At 44.1% G+C, this 24,567-nt stretch carries 28 protein-coding genes, 1 rRNA gene and 1 pseudogene; 29 read left to right on the forward strand and 1 reads right to left on the reverse strand.

All coding sequences use genetic code 11. From position 1 onward, the window contains the following. The 14 genes from rrf to rsmI all read left to right on the forward strand — a co-directional run. Positions 1-71: ribosomal RNA gene (rrf, locus tag QMZ64_RS23400) — 5S ribosomal RNA — on the forward strand; the annotation flags it as partial. Positions 72-239: 168 nt separating this feature from the next. Then, the gene (locus QMZ64_RS20055; RefSeq protein ID WP_020449787.1) at positions 240-431 is read left to right on the forward strand and encodes a sigma factor G inhibitor Gin; all 192 of its coding nucleotides are present in this window, start codon (positions 240-242) and stop codon (positions 429-431) included. Positions 432-642: 211 nt separating this feature from the next. Next, positions 643-1,260 (forward strand): 5-bromo-4-chloroindolyl phosphate hydrolysis family protein, encoded by a 618-nt coding sequence (locus QMZ64_RS20060; RefSeq protein WP_265625168.1) that lies wholly within the window; start codon positions 643-645, stop codon positions 1,258-1,260. Positions 1,261-1,276: 16 nt separating this feature from the next. Then, positions 1,277-2,470, forward strand: coding sequence for a toxic anion resistance protein (locus QMZ64_RS20065; RefSeq protein ID WP_265625167.1), 1,194 nt, complete (start codon positions 1,277-1,279; stop codon positions 2,468-2,470). A gap of 130 nt (positions 2,471-2,600) precedes the next feature. Continuing rightward, the gene (locus QMZ64_RS20070) at positions 2,601-4,043 is read left to right on the forward strand and encodes an aminotransferase class I/II-fold pyridoxal phosphate-dependent enzyme (protein WP_265625166.1); all 1,443 of its coding nucleotides are present in this window, start codon (positions 2,601-2,603) and stop codon (positions 4,041-4,043) included. Further along, entirely contained in the window at positions 4,040-4,678 is a 639-nt protein-coding gene (gene tmk, locus QMZ64_RS20075; RefSeq protein WP_265625165.1) for a dTMP kinase, read from the forward strand. The genes QMZ64_RS20070 and tmk overlap by 4 nt, the downstream gene beginning before the upstream one ends. A gap of 74 nt (positions 4,679-4,752) precedes the next feature. After that, a complete protein-coding gene (locus QMZ64_RS20080) occupies positions 4,753-5,082 on the forward strand; it encodes a cyclic-di-AMP receptor (protein ID WP_003178156.1) in 330 nt (109 codons plus the stop codon). An 11-nt stretch (positions 5,083-5,093) separates the two neighbouring features. Next, entirely contained in the window at positions 5,094-5,534 is a 441-nt protein-coding gene (locus QMZ64_RS20085; protein WP_003178158.1) for a YaaR family protein, read from the forward strand. Between the two features lie 11 nt (positions 5,535-5,545). Continuing rightward, positions 5,546-6,535, forward strand: coding sequence for a DNA polymerase III subunit delta' (gene holB / locus QMZ64_RS20090; protein ID WP_152850009.1), 990 nt, complete (start codon positions 5,546-5,548; stop codon positions 6,533-6,535). Between the two features lie 2 nt (positions 6,536-6,537). Further along, entirely contained in the window at positions 6,538-7,365 is an 828-nt protein-coding gene (gene ricT / locus QMZ64_RS20095; RefSeq protein WP_003178162.1) for a competence/sporulation regulator complex protein RicT, read from the forward strand. A gap of 14 nt (positions 7,366-7,379) precedes the next feature. Continuing rightward, positions 7,380-7,742 carry a DNA replication initiation control protein YabA gene (yabA, locus tag QMZ64_RS20100; RefSeq protein ID WP_020449795.1) on the forward strand — a complete coding sequence of 121 codons (363 nt, stop codon included), beginning with the start codon at positions 7,380-7,382 and terminating at the stop codon, positions 7,740-7,742. Between the two features lie 64 nt (positions 7,743-7,806). Then, a complete protein-coding gene (locus QMZ64_RS20105) occupies positions 7,807-8,550 on the forward strand; it encodes a tRNA1(Val) (adenine(37)-N6)-methyltransferase (protein WP_243944460.1) in 744 nt (247 codons plus the stop codon). After that, complete coding sequence (locus QMZ64_RS20110; protein WP_075752584.1) at positions 8,537-8,830, forward strand: GIY-YIG nuclease family protein; 294 nt, start codon at positions 8,537-8,539, stop codon at positions 8,828-8,830. Before QMZ64_RS20105 ends, QMZ64_RS20110 begins: the two co-directional genes overlap by 14 nt. Continuing rightward, positions 8,805-9,680: a 16S rRNA (cytidine(1402)-2'-O)-methyltransferase gene (gene rsmI / locus QMZ64_RS20115; RefSeq protein WP_265627875.1), complete on the forward strand. Its 876-nt coding sequence runs from the start codon at positions 8,805-8,807 to the stop codon at positions 9,678-9,680. Before QMZ64_RS20110 ends, rsmI begins: the two co-directional genes overlap by 26 nt. A 49-nt stretch (positions 9,681-9,729) precedes the next feature. Here rsmI and QMZ64_RS20120 read toward each other — a convergent pair whose 3' ends face one another. After that, positions 9,730-10,020, reverse strand: coding sequence for a transition state genes transcriptional regulator AbrB (locus tag QMZ64_RS20120; protein WP_085959887.1), 291 nt, complete (start codon positions 10,018-10,020; stop codon positions 9,730-9,732). 507 nt (positions 10,021-10,527) lie between these two features. Here QMZ64_RS20120 and metG point away from each other — a divergent pair. The 15 genes and pseudogenes from metG to QMZ64_RS20195 all read left to right on the forward strand — a co-directional run bounded on the left by metG (position 10,528) and on the right by QMZ64_RS20195 (position 24,551). Continuing rightward, entirely contained in the window at positions 10,528-12,516 is a 1,989-nt protein-coding gene (gene metG, locus QMZ64_RS20125; protein WP_265625164.1) for a methionine--tRNA ligase, read from the forward strand. Between the two features lie 85 nt (positions 12,517-12,601). Then, entirely contained in the window at positions 12,602-13,369 is a 768-nt protein-coding gene (locus tag QMZ64_RS20130; protein ID WP_265625163.1) for a TatD family hydrolase, read from the forward strand. A 244-nt stretch (positions 13,370-13,613) separates the two neighbouring features. Beyond that, positions 13,614-14,810 carry a G5 and 3D domain-containing protein gene (locus QMZ64_RS20135; protein ID WP_165425809.1) on the forward strand — a complete coding sequence of 399 codons (1,197 nt, stop codon included), beginning with the start codon at positions 13,614-13,616 and terminating at the stop codon, positions 14,808-14,810. A 167-nt stretch (positions 14,811-14,977) separates the two neighbouring features. Next, positions 14,978-15,538 carry a ribonuclease M5 gene (gene rnmV / locus QMZ64_RS20140; RefSeq protein WP_265625162.1) on the forward strand — a complete coding sequence of 187 codons (561 nt, stop codon included), beginning with the start codon at positions 14,978-14,980 and terminating at the stop codon, positions 15,536-15,538. After that, positions 15,531-16,409: a 16S rRNA (adenine(1518)-N(6)/adenine(1519)-N(6))-dimethyltransferase RsmA gene (gene rsmA / locus QMZ64_RS20145; RefSeq protein ID WP_243944464.1), complete on the forward strand. Its 879-nt coding sequence runs from the start codon at positions 15,531-15,533 to the stop codon at positions 16,407-16,409. Before rnmV ends, rsmA begins: the two co-directional genes overlap by 8 nt. A gap of 159 nt (positions 16,410-16,568) precedes the next feature. Then, positions 16,569-17,450, forward strand: coding sequence for a sporulation peptidase YabG (yabG, locus tag QMZ64_RS20150; protein ID WP_243944466.1), 882 nt, complete (start codon positions 16,569-16,571; stop codon positions 17,448-17,450). 225 nt (positions 17,451-17,675) lie between these two features. Then, the gene (gene veg / locus QMZ64_RS20155) at positions 17,676-17,936 is read left to right on the forward strand and encodes a biofilm formation stimulator Veg (protein ID WP_003178187.1); all 261 of its coding nucleotides are present in this window, start codon (positions 17,676-17,678) and stop codon (positions 17,934-17,936) included. Between the two features lie 156 nt (positions 17,937-18,092). After that, complete coding sequence (locus QMZ64_RS20160; RefSeq protein WP_003178189.1) at positions 18,093-18,278, forward strand: small, acid-soluble spore protein, alpha/beta type; 186 nt, start codon at positions 18,093-18,095, stop codon at positions 18,276-18,278. Positions 18,279-18,573: 295 nt separating this feature from the next. Beyond that, positions 18,574-19,443: a 4-(cytidine 5'-diphospho)-2-C-methyl-D-erythritol kinase gene (gene ispE / locus QMZ64_RS20165; protein ID WP_265627874.1), complete on the forward strand. Its 870-nt coding sequence runs from the start codon at positions 18,574-18,576 to the stop codon at positions 19,441-19,443. A 56-nt stretch (positions 19,444-19,499) separates the two neighbouring features. Next, positions 19,500-20,353, forward strand: a pseudogene (gene purR, locus QMZ64_RS20170) (pur operon repressor); the annotation flags it as partial. Further along, the gene (gene ridA / locus QMZ64_RS20175; protein WP_243944467.1) at positions 20,351-20,728 is read left to right on the forward strand and encodes a 2-iminobutanoate/2-iminopropanoate deaminase; all 378 of its coding nucleotides are present in this window, start codon (positions 20,351-20,353) and stop codon (positions 20,726-20,728) included. The pseudogene purR and the gene ridA, both read left to right, overlap by 3 nt. A 179-nt stretch (positions 20,729-20,907) precedes the next feature. Then, positions 20,908-21,201 carry a septation regulator SpoVG gene (gene spoVG / locus QMZ64_RS20180; protein ID WP_003178198.1) on the forward strand — a complete coding sequence of 98 codons (294 nt, stop codon included), beginning with the start codon at positions 20,908-20,910 and terminating at the stop codon, positions 21,199-21,201. Between the two features lie 301 nt (positions 21,202-21,502). Next, the gene (gene glmU / locus QMZ64_RS20185; RefSeq protein WP_265625161.1) at positions 21,503-22,873 is read left to right on the forward strand and encodes a bifunctional UDP-N-acetylglucosamine diphosphorylase/glucosamine-1-phosphate N-acetyltransferase GlmU; all 1,371 of its coding nucleotides are present in this window, start codon (positions 21,503-21,505) and stop codon (positions 22,871-22,873) included. Positions 22,874-22,893: 20 nt separating this feature from the next. Then, positions 22,894-23,844 carry a ribose-phosphate diphosphokinase gene (locus tag QMZ64_RS20190; RefSeq protein WP_043926224.1) on the forward strand — a complete coding sequence of 317 codons (951 nt, stop codon included), beginning with the start codon at positions 22,894-22,896 and terminating at the stop codon, positions 23,842-23,844. A gap of 80 nt (positions 23,845-23,924) precedes the next feature. Further along, positions 23,925-24,551 (forward strand): 50S ribosomal protein L25/general stress protein Ctc, encoded by a 627-nt coding sequence (locus tag QMZ64_RS20195; RefSeq protein ID WP_265625160.1) that lies wholly within the window; start codon positions 23,925-23,927, stop codon positions 24,549-24,551. The last annotated feature ends 16 nt before the right edge of the window (positions 24,552-24,567 follow it).

Here is a 24,567-nt window from a genome sequence, read left to right on the forward strand (position 1 = left end):
ACGGAAGTTAAGCTCTTCAGCGCCGATGGTAGTTGGGGGCTTCCCCCTGTGAGAGTAGGACGCCGCCAAGCGCTTAAAAAGACCAGCTTATATAAGCTGGTCTTTTTTGTCGGAACTTCATTGATACAAACACCTAACACTTCCCGGCTACATATACTAATCTAACCTTCAAAAACATTCTTAATTTTGTATACAAATGTTGTTCTTTGGGAATACTGAAACCCATGGAGGTGGAATGGATGAGTAAGTCTAATCATGGGGAAACGTGTATCATTTGCGAGGAAAATAAAACCGAAGGCATTCACCTTTATACGAAATTTTTATGTTCGGATTGTGAGAAAAAGATTATATCTACATCAACATCAGACCCCGAGTACTCTGACTATGTCAAAAAATTAAAGAGTCTCCGGACGCCGCCATTATATTCTTAGACCGTTTCAGGTCTTTTTTTTTTAGCCTTTTAGTCTGTATGGATGAAAGGTATAATGAAAGTGATGAAGACACGGTTAAGGTGTCTTTTTTGCTATACACACGATTTTCGAGCTGAAACTTTGTTTAGCTGATATCCGTATTAGAAAGTAGTATAAAGAAACGACCGCTTTATCATAAAAAAGAAATTTATATATTAGGAGTAGTGGTGTAATGAAACCGATTCTTCATTTTATGCTTCGTGCAACTGCTGCAAGTGCATTGTCCGTGCTCCTTTGGTTCACCAGCTTCTTCGCGCTTAACCAGACTTTTCTGCTGTCTTCCGCTTATGCAGCAGGAACCTGGGTTGCCGTTTATCTTGGCGGGAAATGGTACGGAACCTATTTGTTTTTAAAAGAAAACCAGCTTACACGGCGGGAATATGCCTATATAAAGCAGAATCTGCGGGAAGCTAAGCTGAAAATCGCCCGGTTAAGGAAAGCCTTATTCGCAGTCAAAAACATTCAAATGATTAAACAAAATATAGAAATCCTTCGTATCGTCAGAAAAATTTACAGCATCACAAAGAACGAACCAAAGCGTTTTTACCAGGTTGAACGCTTTTATTATCAAAGTCTTGATTCAATTGTTGAACTGACGGAAAAGCATGCGTTTTTGGCGTCACAGCCAAAGCGTAATGCGAAGCTTGAAGTTTCTTTAAGCGAAACGCGTATGATGATCGATAAGCTTGCCAAGCAATTGGAAGACGACCTTTATGACTTGCTGAAAACAGACATTGATCACTTGGAGTTTGAACTGGACGTCGCGAAGCATTCAATGAAAACAGACTGATGGAGGAAAGCTGAAAATGAGCGAATATAAACCATCGTTACACAAAACTGGCGTACAGCTTGAAATTGATGATTTGCTTTCCGATCCTTTTGGACAAGGAGAAAAGTCTGTCACCGGCATGGAGGAAGAACACAGCGGCCAGCAAGTAAATCTGGTTGATACGTTATCCGAAGAAAAACGCCGGCAGGCATTCCAACTGGCCGAACAGATCGATCCAAAACAACATGACAGCATGACTCTGTATGGAACGCAAGCTCAATCCAAGCTCTTGAATTTTTCACAAGAGATGCTTGAGCACGTCCAAAAAAAAGATATCGGTGAAATTGGGCAGGTCTTAAGCGACCTAATGAAAAAGCTTGAACAGGTCAGCCCTGATGAATTGAAAACTGAAAAAAGGAACTTCTTTTCCCGTTTTTTCGGAAGAGTATCCCATTCTGTTCAAGAAGTCTTATCAAGGTATCAAAAAACCGGCGCCCAAATAGACAGAATCAGCGTAAAACTTGAGCATTCCAAAAGCGCGCTGATCAATGATAATAAGATGCTCGAACGGCTGTATGAAAAAAATAAAGAATATTATGAAGCGCTGAATGTCTATATTGCAGCCGGTCAGCTGAAGCTTGAAGAGTTAAAACATCAAACCATTCCTGAATTAAAAGAGGAATCGAAAACAGAACATCATCATATGGCCGTGCAGGATGTAAATGATTTGATTCAGTTTGCCGACCGGCTCGAAAAGCGGGTTTATGATTTAACATTGAGCAGACAAATTACGCTGCAGAGCGCCCCGCAAATCCGCTTGATCCAACATACAAATCAAGTGCTGGCGGAAAAGATCCAATCTTCGATTATGACAGCAATTCCCCTTTGGAAAAATCAGGTTGCTATTGCGCTCACTCTGTTGAGGCAGCGCCGAGCCGTAGAAGCTCAAAAACAGGTGTCAGCCACTACAAACGAACTGCTCTTGAAAAATGCCGAGATGCTGAAGGCCAACACGATCGAAACGGCCAAGGAAAATGAGCGCGGTTTTATCGATATCGAAACATTGAAAAAAGTGCAGGACAATCTGATCGGAACACTTGAGGAGACGCTTAAAATTCAAGAAGAAGGCCGTTCCAAGCGCGTTCAGGCAGAAGAAGAAATAAGGGCAATGGAAGATGGTCTCAAGGCTAAGCTGCTGGACATGAAAGAAAACCAAAACCGTTTATCATAAGCAAGATAAACATTTACCAAAACGTCCTCCCTTTATGTAATCCGCCTTGAAGGGTATAATAAATGCAGAATGTCATACCGTCACACGGGTGACGAAGAAAATAGAGAAGATGACTAAAGGATCGGTTTATATGAAGACACCTTTATATACAGCATTGGTGAACCATGCTGAAGGACACCATTATTCTTTTCACGTTCCGGGACATCACAATGGAGATGTCTTTTTTGATGAAGCGAAAACTTTTTTCGAAACGATTCTCAAAGTCGATCTGACTGAACTGACAGGACTGGATGATTTACATGAACCATCTGGCGTCATCAAGGAAGCGCAGGATTTAGTTTCGCGGCTTTACGGCGCGGAAGAAAGTTTTTTTCTCGTCAATGGTTCGACCGTCGGGAATCTGGCGATGATCCTGGCTGTTTGTCAGCCGGGCGACACGATACTGGTTCAGCGGAACTGCCATAAGTCTGTATTTCATGCGATTGAACTTTCAGGCGCCCATCCGGTTTTTTTGACGCCGGAAATTGATGAGGCGATGGCCGTTCCCACACATATACTGTATGAAACGGCAAAAGATGCAATTTCACAATATCCGCACGCTAATGGAATCGTGTTGACATATCCCAATTACTACGGACATGCTGTTGATCTGAAGCCGATCATAGAAGAGGCCCATCAACATGACATTCCCGTTCTAGTCGACGAGGCTCACGGCGCTCATTTTGTGCTGGGCCATCCATTTCCCCAGTCGTCGCTGAAAGCGGGCGCCGATGTTGTCGTTCAGTCTGCGCATAAAACGCTCCCGGCGATGACAATGGGATCTTATCTGCATATGAACAGCCGCAGGATTAACAGGGACAGACTAACATACTATCTCTCCGTGCTTCAAAGCAGTAGTCCTTCCTACCCAATCATGGCATCTTTGGATATAGCCAGGGCATACGCCGAAGATATCATGAAAACAAATCGAACAGCCGATATTGAGAAAGAGCTCATCAACATGAGAGAAGTCTTTTCTCAAATGAACGGAGCCGAGATCGTCGAGCCGGCTGATGCCGGTATCCAGCAAGATCCGCTTAAGCTGTCTGTCAGATCAGCGTATGGCCACTCCGGTTTTGAACTGAAATCCATATTTGAAGCAAACGGCATCCATCCTGAATTGGCAGATGAAAGGCAAGTCCTGCTGGTCCTGCCGCTTGAAGGAAAAAATAAGCCTGCGCCGGAACTGATCAGAACAATCGGCAAAGAAATCAAAGATACAGCTGTTCAACACGATCATCCTGCCGGAATCGGAATCCCTTCTGAAAAAGTCACAGCTGTGCCTTACCGGAAAAGCAAGTTGTCAGCCTTTAAAAAAGAATCGGTGCCTTTTGCGGAAGCCGCGGGCAGAATAAGCGCAGAACCGGTCATACCTTACCCTCCGGGTATTCCGTTGATCATGGCGGGTGAGAGAATAACAAAAGAGACGATCAGCCTGCTGACGCGGCTCGTCGATCTGAATGTACACATTCAGGGCAGCAATCAGCTCAAACAAAAGCAATTAACTGTATATATAGAAGAGGAGAAATCATGAACGGATTATTTATTACTTTTGAAGGGCCTGAAGGTGCGGGGAAAACGACAATCCTTCAGGCTGCGGCAGACCAATTGACGAAAAACGGCTATTCTGTTCTTGCGACAAGAGAACCGGGCGGCATTGAAATATCTGAACGAATTCGCGAGGTTATTTTAAATCCAAGTCATACGGCTATGGACCCGAAAACAGAAGCCTTATTATATGCAGCCGCCAGAAGGCAGCACCTTGTCGAAAAAGTAAAACCGGCGCTTGAAGAAGGAAAAATCGTCTTATGCGACCGGTTCATCGACAGCTCGCTTGCTTATCAGGGGTATGCCAGGGGACTTGGCATTGATGAAGTATTTTCTGTTAATCAATTTGCGATCGGCAGTATGATGCCGAATATGACGATTTATTTCGACATCGACCCGGAAGAGGGAATGAAGCGGATCAATTTAAATCATGCCAGAGAAAAGAACCGGCTTGATCTGGAAAAACTCCATTTTCATCAGCTTGTTCAAAAAGGCTATGAAGAAGTTATGAACCGGTTTCCGGGCCGATTTCGGATCGTGGATGCCAGTCAGAATGTTGAACATGTGTTAAAAAGGGTAAATAACATCATTGAGGAAGCATTAAAAGAAAATCAGTTGTGACCTGTTTACCATTCATTGTTATAATGGTAGCAAGAGTATCCTTAAGTGTTTCCATCCAAAAGGGGGCTTTTCAAATGAAGTTAATTATCGCTGTTGTTCAAGACCAAGACAGCAACCGGCTTTTAAAGGCTTTGACCGATCACAATTTTCGCGTGACTAAACTGGCGTCAACCGGCGGCTTTCTGAAATCGGGAAACACAACCTTCATGTTGGGTGTAGATGATATTCGAGTAGACAAAGCTTTAAGCTTGATAAAAGAAAACGGAAGCAAGCGCGATCAGCTGATTGCCCCTGTTTCTCCAATGGGCGGAAATGCCGATTCATATGTTCCTTATCCCGTTGAGGTTGAAGTGGGCGGGGCAACCGTTTTTGTACTGCCGATCGAGCAATTCCATCAATTTTAAGGGTTGAGGATATGAAAATAAGTCAAGAACTGCGTACAATGATAGAGAAACAACAGACTCCGCCTGCAAGAGGAGAAAACGTTTCTGCTTCATTTAAAGAGAAGATGAATATACAAAGCGGCAAGCTTCGAGTTGAACAGCTGACAATGCTTTTAACAGATATTGAAGCGTTCGGAAAACGCCTGTCAAAGTCGAGAAACTTCAAAGATTTGGCCAGGTTCAAAGGCTTGATCAAACGATTTGTAAAAGAGACCGTTGAAAACGGTCTGACGGTGGAGAATTCAAGAAGCTTCGATCTGTACGGAAACAGCAGGACATTGAGCATTGTAAAAGAACTGGACGAAAAGCTTGTGCAATTAACAGAGGATCTGATGGACCAAGAAAAATCCTCTATCGAACTTTTAGAACGCATTGGCGAAATCAAGGGTTTACTGATAAACCTTTACACATAGAGAGTGATGGTATGGCTACAACCTGGACAGAAATGCAGAAGCTTCAGCCACGTGTCATGAAGCTTTTGCAAAATAGTATAGAAAGAAACCGGCTCGCCCACGCCTATTTATTTGAAGGGCGCAAAGGGACGGGCAAATTAGACGCAGCAACCCTTCTCGCAAAAAGCTTTTTTTGCCTTGAAGACGGAGCGGAGCCATGTGAGTCGTGCAGGAACTGCCAGCGGATTGAATCAGGAAACCATCCGGACGTTCACGTTGTGCATCCGGACGGACTTTCCATTAAAAAGGGACAAATTCAGGCGCTTCAGGAAGAGTTTTCAAAGACCGGTTTGGAATCGCATAAAAAGCTGTACATTATCTCCCATGCGGATCAAATGACGGTCAATGCGGCGAACAGCCTTCTGAAGTTTTTAGAGGAGCCGAGCAGCGATACAATCGCTGTTCTTTTAACGGAACAGCCGCAAAAATTGCTCGATACGATCATATCGAGATGCCAGGTTTTATCCTTTCAGTCGTTGCAGCCCGAATCAATTGAAAAAGAACTGATCAAACAAGAGGTCTCACCGAATATGGCAGCCCTTTTGTCGAATATGACAAATAATTTATCGGAAGCGCTCGAATTGAGTCGAAATGATCAGTTTGCAGAGTCGCGAGCGAAAGTGATAAAATTGTATGAAGTCTTACACCAGCGAAAAGGACATGCTTTTTTCTATATTCAAGATCAGTGGATGCCCTTTTTCAAGGAGAAAGACCATCAAGAAATGGGTCTTGATATGCTTTTATTTATATATCGCGACGTGTTGTCCATTCAGTTGGGACATGAAGATAAAATACTATTTCAGGACTTATTCCAATCATTAAAACAGCATGCGCTGCAAACAACACAACAAAGAGTGACAAACCAGATACTTGCTGTTTTAGAAGCAAAAAAACGGCTTTATTCCAATGTGAATGCTCAAGGATTAATGGAGCACTTGGTTTTAATGCTGCAGGAGGGATAAGCTTGTACAACGTTATTGGTGTCCGCTTTAAAAAAGCGGGCAAAATATATTATTTCGATCCGAACGGATTTCAGATAGATAAAGACAGCTGTGTGATCGTCGAAACGGTTCGCGGTGTTGAATACGGGCAGGTTGTCATCGCCAACAAGAAAGTAGACGAGAACGATGTCGTGCTGCCTTTAAGAAAAGTGATCAGAGTTGCTGATGAGCGCGACCGCCTGATCGTTGAAGAAAATCAAGAAGCTGCGCTGTCCGCCTTTGATGTCTGCCAGAAAAAGGTTAACGAGCACGGCCTTGAGATGAAGCTGGTCGATGTGGAATTCACTTTTGACCGCAACAAAGTCATTTTTTATTTTACGGCTGACGGAAGAGTCGATTTTAGAGAACTCGTCAAAGATTTGGCATCTATCTTTAAAACGAGAATCGAACTGAGGCAAATCGGCGTCAGGGATGAAGCGAAGATGCTGGGCGGCATCGGACCGTGCGGAAGAATGCTTTGCTGTTCCACATTTTTAGGTGATTTTGAGCCTGTGTCTATTAAAATGGCAAAGGATCAAAATCTGTCGCTGAATCCGACGAAGATTTCCGGACTATGCGGACGGCTGATGTGCTGTCTGAAATATGAAAACGATGAATACGAAACAGCAAAAGAACAGCTTCCGGATATCGGGGAAGTGATCGCCACGTCCAGCGGCCCGGCAAAAGTCGTCGGCTTGAATATTCTCGAACGCATTCTTCAAGTCGAATTGACAGACTGTGACAAAGTCGTTGAATATACGTGGGATGAGCTGTTGCAAGAAGGTGTCGTATCTGCACAAACCACAGATTAACGAGGTGTGAAACCTTGGATAAAAAAGAATTGTTTGATACAGTGATAAGTTTAGAAGAACAAATCGGGTCTCTTTACCGCCAGCTTGGAGATCTCAAGCAGCATATCGGGGAAATGATTGAAGAAAACAATCATTTACAGCTTGAAAACGAGCATTTGCGCAAGAGGCTGGAAGAAACGGATCAGAGGCTAAAAAACGCAAAATCCGATGAAAAAGAGATAAAAGCAGAAAAGACAGGGCATGCTGATATTGGAGAAGGCCATGATAATTTGGCGCGCCTGTATCAGGAGGGCTTCCATATTTGCAATATCCATTACGGAAGTGTTCGCAAAGAAGGAGACTGCCTGTTCTGCCTCTCGTTCTTAAATAAAAAATAAGAAAGGCTTCCGGCGGAACGGAAGCCTTTTTAACGGTACAATGTGTTTAGGAAAGGGAAAAGACATGATTCAACTAAAAGACGATGAACGACTGGATTATTTACTTGCTGAAGATATGAAAATCGTGCAAAGCCCGACAGTTTTTGCATTTTCCTTAGACGCCGTTCTGCTGTCGAAATTTGCATATGTTCCGATACAAAAAGGAAACATCATTGATCTGTGCACAGGGAACGGGATTATTCCGCTGCTTCTCAGCACCCGCACAAAAGCCGCCATTACCGGGGTGGAAATTCAGGAAAGGCTGTATGACATGGCCCTCCGCAGCGTGGAATACAACAATCTGCAAAAACAGATTCATCTCATCAGGGACGACTTGAACAATATGCCGCAGGTGCTCGGATACAATAAGGCTGATGTCGTCACATGCAATCCTCCTTATTTCAAGACGCCGCAAAAAACAGAGCAAAACTTAAATGAACATCTGGCCATTGCCAGACATGAAATTTACTGCACGCTTGAAGACGTCATTCGCGTCAGCAGCAAGCTTTTAAAGCAGGGCGGCAAACTTGCTCTCGTTCACCGGCCGGGGAGGCTGCTCGAAATCTTTGAATTGATGAAAGCCTTCCAAATCGAGCCGAAACGGGTCCAATTTGTTTACCCGAAAAAAAGCAAAGAAGCCAACACCATTTTAGTGGAAGGAATAAAAGACGGCCGGCCTGACCTGAAAATTCTGCCTCCTTTATTCGTGTATGATGAACAAGATCAATATACACCTGAAATAAGGAAGATTTTATATGGAGACGAGTAGCCATTACTTTTACGTGCTTTCGTGCCGGGACGGCAGCTTGTACGCCGGCTATACAAACAATATCGAGAAGCGCCTGAAAACCCATAATGACGGGAAAGGCGCGAAGTATACGAGGGCAAGGCTGCCGGTTCAACTCCATTATGCAGAATGCTTTTCAACGAAGCGAGAGGCGATGCAGGCCGAGTACTATTTTAAAAAATTATCGAGAAAGAACAAAGAACGTTATATAGAAGAAAAAAGACGGGAGGGTGTTGATTATCAACCGGCAAAAGAGCTTTGACCAAAAATCAGACATGGGTATGTTATATCTCGTTCCGACACCCATCGGCAATTTGGAGGATATGACATTTCGAGCGGTTTCTGTGTTAAAAGAGGCGGAAATTATCGCTGCGGAGGATACGAGGCAGACGAAGAAATTGTGCCATGTATACGAAATCGATACACAGCTTGTCAGCTACCATGAACACAATAAAGAAAGCAGCGGACACAAAATTTTGGAATGGCTGAAAGAAGGTAAAAATGTCGCGCTGGTCAGTGACGCCGGAATGCCGACAATATCTGACCCCGGGGCTGAAATCGTCCGCGATTTTATCGAAATGGGCGGCTATGTCGTGCCTTTGCCCGGTGCAAATGCCGCTTTGACCGCACTGATTGCCTCAGGCATTGCCCCGCAGCCGTTTTTCTTTTTCGGTTTTTTGGACCGTAACAAACGGGAAAGGAAAAAACAGCTCGAGGCTTTGAAGAACAGACAGGAGACGATGATTTTTTACGAGTCCCCGCATCGGCTGAAAGAAACCTTGTCAGCCATCAGAGAGGTATTCGGCAACCGGCAAATCGCATTGACAAGGGAACTCACGAAAAAATTCGAAGAATTTATCAGAGGTTCGATAGAAGAAGCGCTCACATGGGCTGAACAGGAACAGGTGCGCGGAGAGTTTTGCCTTGTGATCGAGGGAAGCCGTGAAGAAACGATCGAAGAATCGTTCTGGTGGGAGCACCTTTCAGAAAAAGAACATGTCGAGCATTATATCAGCGAAGGATATCATTCAAAAGAAGCCATTAAAAAAACCGCGGTAGACCGCGGCGTTCCGAAACGGAAAATTTATGACGCTTATCATATTCAAAACTAAAAAAACCGCCCTTGCTTCGGCAAGAGCGGTTTTTGTATAATCAATATAATTATTTTTGAGATTGAAGTTGTGCTTGAATTTCGTTAATGATTTGCTCAGCGCCTTCAGGGCTAAGAACCAATTTACCGCCTGCAAGTTTAAGGTTGTCATCAGAAACTTCACCTGTAACTTGGCAAGTCATGTTTGGTTTATATTTTTTCAAGATGATTTTTTCGTCATCTACATAGATTTCAAGAGCGTCTTTTTCCGCGATTCCAAGCGTACGGCGAAGTTCGATCGGAATCACCACGCGTCCTAGCTCATCAACTTTACGTACAATACCTGTAGATTTCATATTCATTCTCCTCCCGAAAGATTGTTATTTTTATAGGTGTTTATTATCTTCGTCATTATTCGACAAAATCCTTACAGTCCTAGCATAACAAGGTTTCCAATAAACGTCAATCATTTTCTTTTCTATTGTTTGTAAAAATTAGATCATATAGTCAAAAGACCTTGGAAGAACTGATGTAACAAGGGAAATGAAGATGATAAAACAGTAGGATCAATCAAAAAAAAGCCCTTAAATCAAGACTTTCGAACTAAGGTTTTTCCTCATATCGATTATATACGACATTATTCGACAATGAAAGCATTTTTTTGTCGAAGTATAATATTTCTTTCTGTTAAAAAATTTGTAATCGACCGTATTCATGATGGATCGACAATGTATATTTTCTTGAACTTGAAGGCTAAGATGGTATCATATAAAGAGGGATTATATATTGAGTATATACTGAATGAATACACATGCCGCTCTCGTCCTTTGGGCGGGAGTTTTTTGACATTTTAATTGGGAGGTTCCATCATGCCGCAAGAAAAAAATACGTTTTACATCACTACACCCATTTATTACCCGAGTGGAAAGCTACATATAGGACATGCCTACACAACCGTTGCCGGTGATGCGATGGCTCGGTATAAAAGACTGAGAGGCTTTGATGTCAGATACTTAACAGGTACAGATGAGCACGGACAAAAAATCCAGCAAACAGCGGAGAAGGAAAATATCACTCCGCAGGAATTGGTCGATCGTGCGGCAGAAGACATTCAGCAGCTTTGGAAAAAGCTCGACATATCCAATGACGACTTCATTCGGACGACAGAGGAACGTCATAAAAACGTGATCGAAAAGGTTTTTCAGAAGCTGCTTGACAATGGTGATATATATCTTGACGAATATGAAGGCTGGTACAGCATACCTGACGAAACGTTTTACACCGAAACCCAGCTCGTTGATGTTGAGCGAAACGAGAAAGGCGAGGTGACCGGAGGAAAAAGTCCTGACAGCGGCCATCCCGTTGAGTTAATCAAAGAGGAATCTTACTTCTTCCGCATGGGAAAATACGCGGACCGGCTGCTCGCTTTCTATGAAGAAAATCCTGAATTCATCCAGCCTGAATCCCGCAAAAACGAAATGATCAACAACTTTATCAAACCGGGTCTTGAAGATTTGGCTGTTTCCCGGACGACGTTCGACTGGGGAATAAAAGTGCCCGGCAACCCGAAGCATGTCATCTATGTTTGGATAGATGCGCTGTTTAATTACATTACGGCACTTGGCTTTAATACGGCAAACGATGAAAATTATCAAAAATATTGGCCGGCAGACGTTCATCTTGTCGGTAAAGAGATCGTCCGTTTCCATACCATTTACTGGCCGATTATGCTGATGGCATTGGACCTTCCGCTGCCGAAAAAAGTTTTTGCCCACGGATGGCTGCTGATGAAAGATGGAAAAATGTCTAAATCAAAAGGAAATGTGGTCGATCCAGTCACATTAATCGACAAATACGGGCTTGATGCATTGCGTTATTATCTTCTACGCGAAGTGCCGTTCGGTTCTGACGGCGTATTTACACCGGAAGGATTTGTCGAACGGATTAACTATGATTTAGCGAATGATTTAGGCAACTTGTTGAACAGAACGGTCGCCATGGTCAACAAATACTTTGACGGCCAGGTTCAGTCGTACGAAGGCCCGGTTACCGCTTTTGACGAACCGTTGTCATCATTCTCGCAAAAGACAATTGAAGCGTACGAACAGGCGATCGAAAATATGGAGTTTTCTGTAGCGCTTTCTTCATTGTGGCAGTTTGTCAGCAGAACGAATAAATACATCGACGAGACGGCCCCATGGGTACTGGCAAAAGATAAGGACAAAGAAAAAGATCTTCAATCGGTCATGTACCATTTGGCAGAGTCATTGCGTATCACTGCTGTATTGCTGCAGCCGTTCTTAACGCAGACGCCTGAAAAGATTTTTGCACAGCTCGGTGTTACGGATGCGTCATTGAAAACCTGGGACAGCATTAAAAGCTTCGGCCAGCTGAAATCGGTAAAAGTTCAAAAAGGAGAACCGTTGTTCCCGCGTCTAGAGGCCGAAGACGAAGTCGCTTATATCAAAGCAAAAATGCAGGGGACGGCTCCAAAAGAAGAACCGAAGCAAGAGGAACAAGCAACTGAAAGACTTCCGGAAGTCACGATCGACGATTTTATGAGCACGGAGCTGAGAGTGGCTGAAGTCATCCATGCCGAACCTGTCAAAAAAGCGGACCGTCTGTTAAAGCTTCAGCTTGATTTGGGTTTTGAAAAACGCCAGGTCGTTTCAGGAATTGCCAAGCACTACAAACCTGAAGAGCTTGTCGGCCGGAAAGTCATTTGTGTAACAAACTTAAAACCGGTCAAACTAAGAGGAGAACTTTCTCAAGGCATGATATTGGCTGGAGAAGACAACGGCGTTCTGTCGCTTGCAGCGGTAGACAGTTCATTATCAAACGGAACGCGAATCAAATAAATGTTGGCAAAGGGTGTTCCACGTGTAACATTTCGTCGAACACCTTTTGTTTTTTCGACAATATCTAAAAAAAGGTGGCATTTTGATGTTATTTGATACACATGCACATTTAAATGCCGAGCAATTTAATGAGGATTTGGAAGAAGTCATTGCTCGGGCAAAGGAAGAAAAAGTGGAGCACATTGTTGTTGTCGGGTTTGATCGTCCGACGATCAAGCGCGCAATGGAATTGATTGAAGCATACGATTTTATCTATGCTGCCATCGGGTGGCATCCGGTTGATGCAATTGATATGACCGATGAAGATTTGGCTTGGATCAAAGACCTCTCAGCCCATGAGAAAGTTGTGGCGATCGGTGAAATGGGACTTGATTATCATTGGGATAAGTCGCCGAAGGACGTTCAAAAAGAGGTGTTCAGAAAACAGATCGCTTTGGCAAAAGAAGTCGGCTTGCCAATTGTGATTCACAACCGTGATGCAACAGAGGATGTCGTTTCCATTTTGCGGGGAGAAGGGGCTGAGGAAGTCGGCGGAATTATGCACTGTTATACCGGAAGCGCCGAAATTGCACAAGAGTGCATTAATATGAATTTCTACCTATCTTTCGGGGGACCCGTCACATTTAAAAATGCCAAAAAGCCGAAGGAAGTGGTCAAACAAATACCAAATGACCGACTTTTAATTGAGACGGACTGCCCGTATTTAGCGCCGCATCCATACAGAGGAAAGCGGAATGAACCAAGCTATGTCAAGCTTGTCGCCGAACAGATTGCTGAATTGAAAGGGATGACTTATGAAGAAATAGCGGCCGTCACCACAGAAAATGCAAAAAAACTTTTCGGCATCAGCTGACACGATTTGATATCGAGCCTTGTTCAAGCTTGTCTCTTCGGGGGACGGTTCTAAAAAGTTCTACATGTCTGTTTGCACTCATAGGATATCTTTGTCGACAAGTCTTTCTTTCTTTTATGAGGTGGTTTTCCCATAATAAAAGAGATGGCGGGCTTGCGGAGAAATAGAGAGGAGGGTTGACAGGCTTGTAGATACTCTATATAATCTCCCCGAGGAGAAGGAGGCGTTTTTCATCATACAAAAAATGAAAAAGCTGTTTTCCGTAAAGCTTAGCAAAAGCAGATGGATACTGATTGCTGCTGGACTGCTTGTCGCAGGAAGCGGAACTGCTTACGGAGCACATGAGCTCGCTAAACAGCAAGTCACCATTTCGATAAACGGGAAAAAGCAGGATGTTCGCACGAATGCTGAAACCGTAGGTGAACTGCTGAAAAGCTTAGACATCGAGACGAGGAAAGAAGATCACATCTCTCCCGCTGAAGATACAAAATTAACGGCGAACATGAATGTTGAGTATGTTGCCGCAAAACCTGTTCATTTCGCGGTCGACGGACAGGAAAAAGAAATCTGGACAACAGCGGGTACTGTCGGCAAACTGCTGAAAGATTTAAATCTAGAGTTGGCGGAACACGATCAAATTGAACCCTCAGTTGATAAAGAAATAACGAAAGATATGAAGCTGACTTTGCAAAGGGCTTTTAAAGTAACCGTAAAGGATGCCGGAAAACATAAAGATATATGGACGACTTCGACTACGGTCGCTGACTTTTTAAAACATCATAAGATCAGCATAAAAGGCGATGATGAAGTTAAGCCTGCGCTTGATAAAAAGCTGACAAAAGATCAGGCGATTCACATTACTCGTATCAAAAAAGTCACCGATGTAGTGGAAGAGAACATCCCTTTTGAAGTCCGGAAAAAAGAGGACGATTCACTTGAAAAGGGGAAAGAAAAAGTTGTACAGGACGGTAAACATGGCAAGCTTAAAAAGCACTATGCCGTTGTGATGAAAAACGGCAAGGAAGTTTCCAGAGAACTGGTTAAAGAGGAAACAGCAGCTGAAAGCAAAGCCAAAATCATCGCTGTCGGTACAAAGCAAGCCGCAGTGGCTACAGTCAGCGCGAATGTATCGCGCGGAAATCAATCCTCAGGAAAAGAATTTTATGTATCCTCTACAGCTTATACGGCAAGCTGCAACGGATGCTCTGGCCACACTGCGACCGGCGTTAACTTAAAAAATAATCCGGGCGCTAAAGTGATCGCTGTCGATCCGAGCGTCATTCCGCTGGGTTCTAAAGTACATGTAGAAGGATATGGCTACGCGGTTGCAGCGGATACAGGCTCAGCCATCAAAGGCCGTAAAATCGATGTATTCTTTCCGAGTAAGTCTACAGCTTACCGCTGGGGCAACAAAAGAGTTAAAATCAAGGTGTTGAACTAAATATCATTTATTATGCTTCTTATATAAGCAGAGGGATTTTGCGCCCTCTGTTTTTTTGGTTATAATAGATCCATCTTGTTTTCTAATAAATTAGACGGTTTTATTACAAAAAGGTTTCAATCATTTTAAAAATGTAATAAAAGGTTTTTCACCATACGGAGGAAGAAATGAAGATTAAAGAAATCATTGTTGTCGAAGGCCGTGATGACACAGCAAAAATCAAATCGGCTGTTGATGCTGATACGATTGAAACAAACGGATCTGCCATAGGGGAAGATGTCATCAAACGGATTCGGCTTGCCCAGGAAACGCGCGGGGTCATTATTTTAACCGATCCTGATTTCCCGGGGGAAAAAATCAGAAAAACGATTGCAGAAAAAGTCCCCGGCTGCAAGCATGCATTTTTGCCCAAGCATTTGGCAAAGCCTAAAAATAAGCGCGGAATCGGTGTTGAACATGCTTCGCTTGAGGCAATCCGCGAATGCTTAAAAACCGTTCAGGAGGAAATGGAGACGACGAAACCTGAGATTGAGGCTCGGGATTTAATCGAAGCCGGCCTGATCGGAGGCCCTCTGGCAAAACAAAGGCGGGAGCGGCTCGGCGAGATATTGAATATCGGCTATACAAATGGGAAACAGCTTCAAAAGCGGCTGCAAATGTTTCAGATCAAAAAGAGTGATTATTTAAGCGCACTGGATGTTGTGCTGCGGGAGGAAGAGCATGAATAAAGATATCGCCACCCCAATTAGAACGAAGGAAATTCTCAATAAATACGGATTTTCATTCAAAAAAAGCTTGGGGCAGAACTTCTTGATTGACACGAACATATTGGACAGAATTGTCGACCATGCCGGGGTGACGGAGCGTACCGGCGTGATTGAAATCGGTCCGGGGATCGGGGCATTAACCGAGCAGCTGGCAAAGCGTGCGAAGAAAGTGACAGCCTTCGAAATCGACCAAAGGCTCCTGCCGATTTTAAAAGATACGCTTTCTCCGTATGATAATGTGACTGTCATTCACCAGGATGTCCTGAAAGCCGATGTCCGGGCGGTAATGGACGAGCAGTTTCAAGACTGCGATGAGGTGATGGTTGTCGCCAACCTCCCGTATTACGTCACGACTCCCATCATTATGAAGCTTTTAGAAGAAAATCTGCCGCTGAAAGGGATCGTCGTCATGCTTCAAAAAGAGGTGGCGGACCGAATGGCTGCGAAACCTTCTACAAAGGAATACGGGTCACTTTCTATCGCGGTTCAGTTTTATACGGAAGCCAAAACGGTCATGAATGTGCCAAAGACTGTATTTGTCCCTCAGCCTAACGTGGATTCCGCGGTCATCAGGCTGACGCTGAGGGGGGAACCGGCTGTCGCGGTTCAAGATGAAGCCTTTTTCTTTCAAGTCGTAAAATCAAGCTTTGCACAGCGCCGAAAAACACTTTTCAACAACCTTGTTAACAACCTGCCGAATGGCAAAGAGAAGAAATCAGAAATTGAAAGAGCGCTTCAGGATTCACAAATCGACGGAAAGCGACGCGGGGAATCGCTGAGCATTGAAGAGTTCGCCGTCATATCTGACCGCTTGAAAGCAGTCCTTCTTTAATGGAGGGCTTTTTTTATTTGAAGCCGGGCTTTAAGCCTGATCAGGCTTGTCATCCGTTCACCACTTGAAGGGCGGGCACATAGGCTAAAGAAGCACCTTTACTTTTCATTGCTTTATATTCATCAGGATGGGGCTTAGTCTATGTGTGGAGTGAAAAGCATGCAATTTAAAATAGGCGATATGGTCGTCAGAAAATCTTATCGAAGAGATATTTTATTTCGAATCATACGAATTGATCAATTGGCAAATGGAGAACCTGTGGCTGTTTTGCACGGAGATGAGGTCAGATTAATCGCTGACGCGCATTTAACGGACCTGGAGATCGTCCGCGAGGCTGAGCGGCAGATGAGAAAGCAGGAAGAAGAATCGAGAATGAAGGAATCCCTCGATCTTCTCCGCCAGGATTACAAACTCCTTCACAATAAACATGAGTACCGCGCCACAAACCAATATAACAATCAACAGCAATACTTTCATATGCCCGGAAGAGTCCTTCATTTAGACGGGGATTCGGCTTATTTAAAAAAATGTCTGGCGCTCTATGAAAAGATCGGGGTTCCTGTATACGGTATTCATTGTTATGAAAAGAAAATGTCATCGGTCATTGAGGAACTGATCGATGAGTACCGCCCGGATCTTCTCGTCATCACCGGACACGATGCCTATTCTAAGCAGAAGGGTGATATTAACAATCTGGATGCCTACAGGCATTCAAAAGATTTTATCGAAACCGTTCAAAAAGCGAGAAAAAAAATTCCCCATCTTGATCAGCTTGTCATTTTTGCCGGCGCATGCCAGTCCCATTTTGAATCACTGATCAGAGCCGGTGCAAATTTTGCAAGCTCTCCGTCAAGAGTCAACATCCATGCGCTTGATCCGGTCTATATCGTCGCGAAAATCAGCTTCACTCCGTTTATGGACCGCATTAACGTCTGGGAAGTGCTCAGAAACACACTGACGAGGGAAAAGGGACTCGGAGGCATTGAGACGCGCGGCGTATTGCGAATCGGAATGCCATATAAAACAAAAGAAAACGATTAAACGAGCCCGCCGGATGGCGGGTTTTTGCCATGCAGCCGAATGTTTTTTACCTTTTTTTTAAAAAACATACATAATGAAACGAAAAATGAGGAAAATAAGGGAAAGTCGGCGTATAATTTGTCACAAATATTTTATTGACAGAGGCTTATGAACGTTGATATAATTTAAATTTTATTTGACAAAAATGGGCTTCTGGTGTATACTGAATATAGTGAGGTGGATGCAATGGCGAAAACGTTGTCCGATATTAAAAGATCGCTTGATGGACATTTGGGAAAAAGGCTGACGTTAAAAGCAAACGGTGGCCGCCGAAAAACGATTGAGCGTTCGGGCATTTTAGCTGAGACGTACCCTTCTGTTTTTGTGATACAACTAGACCAAGACGAGAATTCGTTTGAAAGAGTTTCATACAGTTATGCGGATATTCTTACTGAGACGGTTGAATTGAGATTTTCTGATGATAAAACCAGCTCAGTAGCCCTTTAATAAGCAGTGGACTTTATGTTTGCTGCTTTTTGTTTTGCCTTTTTTTATCCAGAATTTTTCGGGGAAGTTCTGCACAAATCGAGCAAAGCTAATACATGTCACTTGTTTTATGATGAGTCAGACGGATGGTATGATACTTGAAAGGGGCTGTTTCGCATGGGCAGACGTCGAAGCATCATGTCAGAGGAATTCAAAAATGAATTGGCTAAGGATCTTGGATTTTACGACACGGTAAAAACCGAGGGCTGGGGCGGAATTCGGGCCAGAGACGCCGGTAACATGGTGAAGAGGGCCATTGAATTAGCCGAACAGCATATGGCTCAAAATCAGCAAAATCATTAAAACAGTGACATACGGAGGAGCTTCTGTCCTCCGTTTTTTTCATTGATCCGTTTTCAGCCGACCAGGTGCTGCAAGCGCCTTGAGGATTCACGGCAGAGGGCAATCGCGATCTGCCGGAATGGCCGCATGCTAAAGCCGCGACGTCCTGCACGGGCGCATGCATTTGTACTTGCAGGGAAGGACCGCATGCTAAGATCGCGGCGTCCTGCCGCAACGCATGCATTTGTACGTCCTGTACTTCAAAATATGTTACAATGTGGATACTTATGTTTAGATGGAGAAGTAGGTGAATGGATTGCGTATTTTAGAGAAGGCGCCGGCTAAAATTAATTTGTCGCTCGACGTTCGCCGCAAACGTCCAGATGGGTATCATGAAGTAGAGATGGTCATGACGACAATTGATTTGGCGGATCGGATTGAATTAACCGAGCTGGCAGAAGATAAAGTAACGGTTTCGTCGCATAACCGCTTTGTTCCCGACGATCAGCGAAACCTTGCTTATCAGGCTGCAATGCTCATGAAAGAACGATACGGCATTAAAAAAGGTGTTTCTATATTTATTACGAAAGTGATTCCCGTTGCTGCGGGGCTTGCGGGGGGAAGCAGCGATGCGGCTGCCGTGTTCAGAGGGCTGAACCGGCTGTGGGATTTGAAGCTTTCGATGAATGAACTGGCTGAGCTTGGCGCTGAGATCGGGTCTGATGTCTCCTTTTGCGTACATGGAGGAACGGCTCTTGCAACGGGGAGGGGAGAGAAAATCCGTCATATCGAGACTCCGCCGCACTGCTGGGTTGTGCTGGCAAAGCCGACGATCGGCGTATCAACTGCAGAAGTGTACAGGCAGCTGAAAGTCGACGAGATTGAACATCCGGATGTTCAAGGTATGATTTCTGCGATCGAAGAGAAGAGTTTTCAAAAAATGTGCGACAAACTCGGCAATGTTCTCGAATCTGTTACATTGAATATGCATCCCGAAGTCGCGATGATCAAAAATCAAATGAAGCGGTTCGGCGCCGATGCTGTGCTGATGAGCGGGAGCGGCCCCACCGTGTTCGGATTGGTTCAATACGAATCAAAAGTACAAAGAATCTATAACGGATTAAGAGGGTTTTGCGATCAAGTTTATGCGGTGCGGATGATCGGAGAACAAAATGAACTTGATTAAATCCGTATGTTAAGTTATATTATTTTTAAAAATATTCGGATTTTGGAGGTAAGTGCATGAAGTTTCGTCGAAGCGGCAGATTGGTGGATCTGACAAATTATTTGTTGACCCATCCGCATGTCTTAGTGCCATTAACCTTCTTTTCAGAACGGTATCAATCTGCTAAATCATCCATTAGTGAAGATTTAACCATTATTAAGCAGACCTTCGAGCAGCAGGGAATTGGGACGCTTCAGACCGTGCCGGGAGCAGCAGGCGGCGTTAAATACATTCCAAAGGTAAAACGAGATGAAGCGGAGGAATTTGTAAAGTCGCTCGGTGAGTCATTGATCGATTCGGAACGGATATTGCCCGGCGGATATTTGTATTTAACCGATATCCTTGGCAAGCCCTCTGTATTAACGAAGGCCGGCAAGATATTTGCTTCAGCTTTTTCAGACAGGGAGATCGATGTCGTGATGACGGTGGCGACAAAAGGTATTCCTCTGGCATATGCGGTAGCCAGCTACCTTGATGTGCCGACGGTGGTCGTCAGAAAAGACAATAAGGTAACTGAAGGTTCAACGGTCAGCATTAACTATGTGTCTGGATCTTCCAACCGCATTCAGACGATGTCTCTTGCAAAACGCAACTTGCAGACGGGCTCGCGTGTTTTGATTATAGACGACTTTATGAAAGCGGGAGGAACGATCAACGGTATGATCAATCTTCTCGAGGAATTCAATGCCCATGTAGCGGGCATCGGTGTTCTTGTCGAGGCTCAGGGAGTCAAGGAGCGGCTGGTCGATGAGTATATGTCCCTTTTGACTCTTTCTGAAATTGATATGAAGGAAAAAAAGGTGGAAATACAAAACGGAAACTTTCAGCGTTTTTTTGCAGACAATGAATAGGAAATGGGGAGTTTGAGATGACAAAGGTTGTTCAGACAAAAGAAGCACCGGCGGCGATCGGACCGTATTCACAAGGAATTGTTGTCAATAATATGTTTTACAGTTCAGGGCAAATTCCGCTGACCCCGTCGGGTGAAATGGTGACTGGAGACATCACAGAACAGACGCATCAAGTTTTCCGCAATTTAAAAGCTGTGCTGAAAGAAGCGAACGCCTCTCTGGAGACTGTCGTCAAAGCAACCGTGTTTTTAGCGGACATGAATCAGTTCACAGAGGTGAATGAAGTTTACGGCCAGTACTTCGATACCCACAAACCGGCGAGATCATGCGTTGAGGTGGCAAGGCTGCCGAAAGACGCGCTCGTTGAAATAGAAGTCATCGCATTAGTGAAATAGAAAAAAACCCGAAAAGATGGTTTTGATCTCAAAATCATCTTTTTTGTTTGGAAAATTTGTCAATTCAGTGTTTTTTTATCCCAATATTACAAAAATATTTTTAATTATGCAGGAAAACAAAAAAAACCGTTGAATAGTTACACTAATGTTTTTATATTGGGAAAAGGTGGTGAACTACTGTGGAAGTTACCGACGTAAGATTACGCCGCGTGAATACCGATGGTCGCATGAGAGCGATTGCATCCATCACGCTGGATCACGAATTTGTAGTGCATGATATTCGTGTAATTGATGGAAACAATGGTCTTTTCGTTGCGATGCCAAGTAAGCGTACACCTGATGGAGAATTTCGTGATATCGCTCATCCAATCAACTCAAGCACCCGCGGAAAAATTCAGGACGCGGTGTTAAATGAATATCATCGTTTGGGTGACGTTGAGGAAATAGAATATGAAGAAGCTGGAGCTTCTTAAAAAAGAAGGGCTTATGGATAAGCCCTTTTTGTTTTGAAAAAAATAATCTTATCATAATAAAATGACAATATATGGTTGGAGATTGCGTATAACAGTAACAGAAGGTAAAACATATGACGTTTTGAGAATCCCCCATCCCAAAGGAATCAATTTGTCTCCCTGATCAGTGAATCCTAAATATACTCTGAATATCCAGAATATGCTGTCTTGATTTCCCGATTTCTCATTTTGGCTTGCTTGAAATCAACTCATATTTAGGATATATTTTTCTATGGATAATAGGGATAATGGAGGCCAATACATGGATAAGCGGTTTGCAGTTGTGTTAGCAGCTGGTCAAGGAACAAGAATGAAATCAAAGCTTTATAAAGTTCTTCATCCGGTTTGCGGAAAGCCTATGGTCGAGCATGTTGTCGATGAAGCTTGCAAGCTATCATTAGAAAAACTTGTCACAATAGTTGGACATGGTGCGGAAGATGTCAAAAAACAGCTCGGGGAAAAAAGCGAATATGCCCTGCAGGCTGAACAGCTCGGAACAGCCCATGCCGTTAAGCAGGCCAAGTCGATTCTTGGAAGCGAAAAAGGAACGACAATCGTCATTTGCGGAGATACCCCGCTTTTAACTGCCGAAACGATGGAAGCCATGCTCACGGAGCATCAGAAAAAAGCAGCAAAGGTGACGATTTTAACCGCTGTAGCGGAGGACCCGACAGGCTACGGACGCATTATTCGCAATGAAAACGGCGATGTTGCAAAAATTGTCGAACATAAAGATGCAACAGACGAGGAAAGACTTGTCAAAGAAATTAACACAGGAACTTATTGTTTTGACAACGAAGCTCTTTTTCAAACGATCGAGCAGGTTTCCAATGACAACGTACAAGGGGAATATTATCTTCCGGATGTCATTGAGATCTTGAAAAAACAAGGTGAAACTGTAGCCGCTTATCAGACTGGCAACTTCCAGGAAACGCTCGGAGTCAATGACAGAGTCGCCCTTTCACAAGCGGAAATCTATATGAAGCAGCGGATCAATAAACGCCACATGCGAAACGGCGTCAGCTTAATCGACCCCGACAACACATATATTTCACCGGAAGCCGTCATCGGCAGGGATACCGTGATTTATCCCGGCACCGTTATTAAAGGGCGGGTTGTCATCGGTGAGGACACGGTCATCGGACAGAACAGCGAACTGGAAAACAGTACGATCGGCAGCAGAACGGTTATTAAGCAGTCCGTTGTCGTGAACAGTGAAGTCGGTGACGATGTTACGATTGGGCCGTTTGCTCATATCAGACCCGATTCAAAGATCGGCAATGAGGTAAGGATCGGGAATTTCGTCGAAGTGAAAAAATCGGAATTTGGTGATCGCAGCAAAGCATCTCATTTAAGCTACATAGGGGACGCGGAAATCGGAACGGATGTCAATCTTGGCTGCGGGTCGATTACCGTAAATTATGATGGGAAACATAAGTTCAAAACAAAGATTGAAAATGGGGCATTTATCGGCTGCAACTCCAATTTGGTCGCTCCGGTGACAATCGGCGAAGGCGCATACGTAGCCGCGGGTTCAACGATTACCGACGATGTACCAGGCAGGGCTTTGTCTATTGCCAGAGCAAGACAAGTCAACAAAGAAGACTACGCTGAGAACATACACAAAAAATAATCCTAAATCGGAGGTTTACCATGTCTAAATATGAAGACGACAATTTGAAGATTTTTTCTTTAAACTCAAATCCGGGTCTTGCGAAGGAAATCGCAGATGCCGTCGGAGTTGAGCTGGGAAAGAGTTCTGTTAAACGCTTTAGCGACGGTGAGGTCCAAATTAATATTGAAGAAAGCATCCGCGGCTGCGACTGCTATGTCATCCAATCGACGAGCGCGCCGGTGAACGAGCATATCATGGAGCTTTTGATCATGGTGGATGCGCTGAAACGCGCGTCTGCGAAAACGATTAATATCGTGATGCCTTACTACGGCTATGCCCGTCAGGATCGTAAAGCCCGTTCCCGTGAGCCGATCACAGCAAAACTGGTGGCAAACCTGCTGGAAACTGCCGGAGCTACCCGTGTGATTGCACTTGATCTGCACGCGCCGCAAATCCAAGGTTTCTTTGATATACCGATCGATCATTTAATGGGTGTTCCGATTTTAGGTAATTATTTTGAAGAGAAAAATTTCAAGGATGTCGTGATCGTGTCCCCTGACCACGGCGGTGTGACGCGTGCCCGGAAATTGGCAGACCGCTTGAAAGCGCCGATTGCGATTATCGATAAACGCCGACCTAAGCCGAATGTAGCCGAGGTTATGAATATCATCGGACATATTGAAGGGAAAACTGCCATTTTAATTGATGATATTATTGATACGGCAGGAACGATTACGCTAGCGGCCAATGCGCTCGTCGAAAGCGGCGCAGAGGAAGTGTATGCATGCTGTACACACCCGGTTCTTTCCGGTCCGGCAATCGAAAGAATCGACAATTCGAAAATTAAAGAGCTCGTTGTGACCAACAGTATTGAGCTTCCTGAAGAAAAGAAAATCGCGAAGTTCAAGCAGCTTTCTGTTGCACCGCTTCTGGCAGAAGCGATTATTCGTGTGCATGAAAAACAATCTGTCAGCTTCCTGTTCGATTAATTTGCTGATGCTGGTTTAAAGTTTTGTCGTTATGGGTATGGTTTTAGAAAGACCAATCTAACGATAGGATGGTGCTGAACATGGCAATTTTAAAAGCGGAAGAAAGAACGGATTCCAGACGGTCTTCTTTAAGGAAGATCCGGCAATCCGGGTATGTGCCGGGTGTCATTTACGGAAGAAACCTGGAAAACAAATCCGTTGCGTTAGACAGTATCGAGCTTTTAAAAATCTTGCGCGCTGAGGGCAAAAATACGATTATCAACTTGGATATAAACGGAGACCAGCACTCTGTTATGGTGACTGAGCTGCAGACGGATCCATTAAAAGATTCAATCGTACATGCTGATTTTAAAGTGGTTGATATGGAAGCGGAAATGGAGGCGACGGTTCCTGTAAACCTTACGGGTGAAGCAGAGGGCATTAAACAGGGCGGTGTTCTTCAGCAGCCGCTTTACGAGCTGTCTGTCACAGCGAAGCCGAAGAACATTCCGCAAACGATCGAGGTCGATATTTCCAGTCTCGAAGTCAACGATGTTCTAACCGTCGGCGATATTCCGTCTAAAGGCGATTATTCATACAACCATGAGCCTGATGAAGTTGTTGCATCCATTCTTCCTCCTCAAAAGCAGGAAGAAGCGGAAGCCGAATCAGCCGCTCAAGACGTTGAGGAACCAGAAAAAGGCACTGAAGAGGAAAAAGAAGAATAAATACGCAAGACGTAAT

This window comes from Bacillus sp. LB7 (assembly GCF_030449715.1).
Classification (GTDB): domain Bacteria; phylum Bacillota; class Bacilli; order Bacillales; family Bacillaceae; genus Bacillus; species Bacillus paralicheniformis.